Raw genomic sequence first — 3,641 nt, 5'->3', positions numbered from 1 at the left:
CGGTTCGATCATTCAGGTGCACGAACGCATCCCGTGCTGCGATGTCTTCCGTGCGGGCGACGGCGTGCATGCCGCTTATCTGGAACATCGCGCGCGCGGAATGACGAGACTTGCTCGCGCAGCACAATGGCTCGATCCCTTTCATCGCGGCGTACTCGCGCTCGAGCGGCGCTTGTTCGCAAGTCGGCGTCTCAAGGCCGTACTGGTGAATTCCGCCATGGTCGAGGACGAGATCGTCCATCACTATTCTTATGCGCGCGAACGTATTCATCATGTCCCGAACGGGATCGACCTGTCACGGTTTCGGCCAGAGGCGCGTACGCAGTACCGCACGGAGCTTCGCAAGCGGCTCGGCGTCGACAAAAACCGGCCAGTCGTTCTGTTCATCGGGTCGGGCTATAAACGCAAGGGCTTAGATGCGGCGATTACCGCCTTAGCCTTGAGCCGTACCGATGCCGAACTATGGGTGATCGGCAGCGACCGGCGGCCAGCCGCCTACACGGCGTGCGCGGCACGGGCCGGCCTTGCGGCAACACGCTTGCGCCTGATCGGGCCGGTGACCGATCCGCTTCCATACTATGCCGGAGCCGATGTCCTGATCCTGCCCGCGGTCTATGACCCGTTTCCGTCAACGGCGATCGAGGCGCTCGCCTGCGGGCTGCCGATCGTGACCAGCACGGGTTGCGGCGCTCGCGATGCGGTCGCACGGCTCGATCCGAGCCTCGTCCGCAACGCAGGCGACGGTGAGGGCCTCGCGCAGGCGCTTTGCCGCGCGCTCGATCTTGCGGCCAAACCTGCAACCATCGATGCCGCCCGCTCGATCGCGAGCGAGTATGGAATCGATGCGATGATCGAGCGAATGCTACAGGTTTACGGCAAGCTTCAAGCTGCCGTCCGGACGTAACCACCGTGAAGCAGGCAAAGCCGCGGATCCTGCATACCGAGGCCTCGAAGGGATTGGAGCGGGCAGGAAATCCGCATTCTCGAAGACTCGAGAAATCGGACTGCTGACTTCGTCGCCGATCAACCTGGAAGCGCGCTATGCAGCTACGCGCTTGGCCCCCCCTGTGGGGACCATAAGCAAGGGAAGTCGTATTCGAACGATCGTACCAGTTTCTTCCAATCCCGACGGGGCGATCGTGCCGCCAAGCTGACGCACGAAGATAGCCACGTAGTCGGAACCACGTTTCTCAGGAATCTTCGCCGCATCCTTATCCTTCATGCCCACACCGTTATCGGCGACGGTCAGCTCAATTTGGTCGCCGACCTGTTCCACGCTCAGCACGACACGTCCGGTCCCGTCAGGAAAAGCATGCTTGATGGCGTTCGTCGCCAACTCGTTGACCAGAAGGCCGAAGGGTACGGCACGATCGGGGTCGATTTCCAACGCTTCGGCCTTGACCTCTATTTCGATGCCCGATGTGTTTCCAAGCAGGCTCGCTGACATCGCCTTGGCGATTTCCCTGAGATATGCGTCCACAGCGATGGTCCCGCCGCGGCTTGATTGAGATATCAGGTCGTAAAGCTGGGCAATTGCTCCGATGCGTGCCTGCATGGCTTGATAGCCCTGAACGCACGGCTTTGCCGTCGATCTGGCTTCGTAGGAGATTAAGCCAACGATGACCTGCAAGTTATTCTTGATCCGATGAGAGATTTCGTTGGTCAAGCTTAGGGCGTCGCGCTCGCGCTGCTTGCGGTCGGTGATGTCCTCGAAGACGAGGAGCATCCGAAGGGCATGGTTCCCCGGTTGAGAAATTTTTCGAGCATTCAAGTTGAAGACGCGGCGGCCGAGACCCGGAAAATTATCCTCGATTTCGAAACTTTCGATCGGCTTGTTTTCCGGGAGCACCTTTTCCATCAAATGTCGCAGGGCCGGCACGTCCCATTGGTGCTGGCCTAATTCGGAAAGACGCCGCCCGCGCACCTCCGCCTCCGTGATCCCGAATATCGTCAAAAAAGCCTTACTCGCAGTCACAATCGTCATGTCGTGTTCGAGAACGACCAGGGGATCGCGGATCGTGTCAATGATACTTTGGGTAAGTTGCCAGTTGCGCTTGCTCTCTGCTTCGGCAGCTTCCTTGGCACGACGTAACATTGCCGCATCGAGGGCTGCCTCAATGGCTCTCTGCAGAAGCGCCAGGAACTCGCCTTGTACGTCCTTGGTGACGTAATCGGCCGCACCGGCCTTCAGGGCTGCGACCGCCACTCGGCCTTCCTGCATCGCGGTCACATAGATCACCGGCGGCGGTTCCGCCAAGTTGCGAATGCTCGCCAAGGTCTCCAGCCCGTCCTGGTTCGGCATGTAATGGTCGAGGGCGATGACGTCGATGCCACCCTGTGCGATCCGCACAAGGCCGCTTGCACCGTCGGCCGCGATCTCGACGACATAACCCTGACGTTCCAAATCCTTCCGGACGAGCCGACACAGGCCGGGATCGTCATCGATGTAGAGAATGCGAGCGCGGGGTGCGGACATTAGATCGCCTCGGGAACCTGCATGACGTACACAAACAACCCAAGCTGCTGGATCGCATTAGCGAATTTCTCATAGTCGACCGGCTTGGTGATATAGACGTTGCAGCCGAGGTCGTAGCAGCGCTGGATTTCGGACTTATCATCGGTCGTTGTCAGTACCACCACGGGTGACACTCTGAGATGCTCGTTCTCCTTGATGCGTTTCAAGATATCTATGCCGGACATATCCGGTAAATTGAGGTCCAGCAGGACCAGCAAAGTGCGGCCTTTGTTGACGCGACCGGAGCCGTCAGAACCGAACAGGAACGTGATCGCACTCGCACCGTCCTTAAGCGGCACGATCTTGTTATCGACTCCCGCTCGACGGAGGTTCTTCTCGATGAGGTGAGCGTGACCTTCATCGTCTTCGACCATCGCGATTATAACTGGTTGGGTCATGCCATCATCTCACTTACTGGCAGAGGCCACCTCTTGGGCAACATCACTTTGAATACGGTGCCGCGGTCAGGCTCACTCTCGACGTTGATCGAGCCCCCGAGGCGCCGCACAAGCGCACGCGCGTGAGCGAGGCCGATGCCATCGCCCGGCCGGTCCTGAATGCCCGATCTTCGGAACAGATCAAAGATACGCTCGCGATCACTTGCATCGATGCCGCGACCGTTGTCGCGAACCTCGTAGGTGATCGCTCCATCAGATTCGGTCGCTCGGACCTCGATGCTCCCAGGCACGCCAGCCCGCAAATACTTGACCGCGTTGTCCATGAGATTCGAGAACACCTGTTCGAGGGCGAGCCGGTCGCTGGTGATCGCCGGAAGTTCTCCAATGCTGATCTTGGCGTTAACGTCCTGCGCTTGATAAGCCAATGCCTCTAAAGTAGATCGCAACAACTGCGACATGTCGATGAATTGCGGCTGAAACTGACGCTGCCCCTCGCGCGACAGCTTGAGAAGGGCGCCGATGAGTCGATCCATTTTCGCAATCGATGATTTGATGAAACTGAGTGCTTCTTCGACGTCGCTGCGCAACGCCTCATCGCTTTCACCATCCTGCTCGCTCCCGACTTGAGCACGCAGTTCCCCGAGCCGCTCAAAGATTTGCTTCCGCAAAACGTCGAGTTCGCTGGCGAAACCCATAATATTGACGAGAGGCGAGCGCAAGTCGTGGCT

At 58.8% G+C, this 3,641-nt stretch carries 4 protein-coding genes; 1 reads left to right on the top strand and 3 read right to left on the bottom strand.

Features of this window, described 5'->3' with window-relative positions; genetic code table 11:
* Positions 1-904 (top strand): glycosyltransferase family 4 protein (locus Q7S58_RS12995; RefSeq protein ID WP_304826150.1); only part of this gene is annotated, 904 nt, incomplete at its 5' end.
* A 135-nt stretch (positions 905-1,039) separates the two neighbouring features.
* Here Q7S58_RS12995 and Q7S58_RS12990 read toward each other — a convergent pair.
* From Q7S58_RS12990 to Q7S58_RS12980, 3 genes are all read right to left on the bottom strand, one after another.
* Positions 1,040-2,476: a sensor histidine kinase gene (locus Q7S58_RS12990; protein WP_304826147.1), complete on the bottom strand. Its 1,437-nt coding sequence runs from the start codon at positions 2,474-2,476 to the stop codon at positions 1,040-1,042.
* Entirely contained in the window at positions 2,476-2,913 is a 438-nt protein-coding gene (locus tag Q7S58_RS12985; RefSeq protein WP_370655514.1) for a response regulator, read from the bottom strand. Before Q7S58_RS12985 ends, Q7S58_RS12990 begins: the two co-directional genes overlap by 1 nt.
* The coding region (locus tag Q7S58_RS12980; RefSeq protein WP_304826141.1) for an ATP-binding protein at positions 2,910-3,641 on the bottom strand (732 nt) is incomplete at its 5' end. The genes Q7S58_RS12985 and Q7S58_RS12980, both read right to left, overlap by 4 nt.

Origin of the sequence: Candidatus Binatus sp. (genome assembly GCF_030646925.1) — a bacterium.
Taxonomy (GTDB): Bacteria; Desulfobacterota; Binatia; order Binatales; family Binataceae; genus Binatus.
Note: the sequence above shows the minus strand (reverse complement) of the source record. Positions and strands in the feature narration are given on the sequence as shown.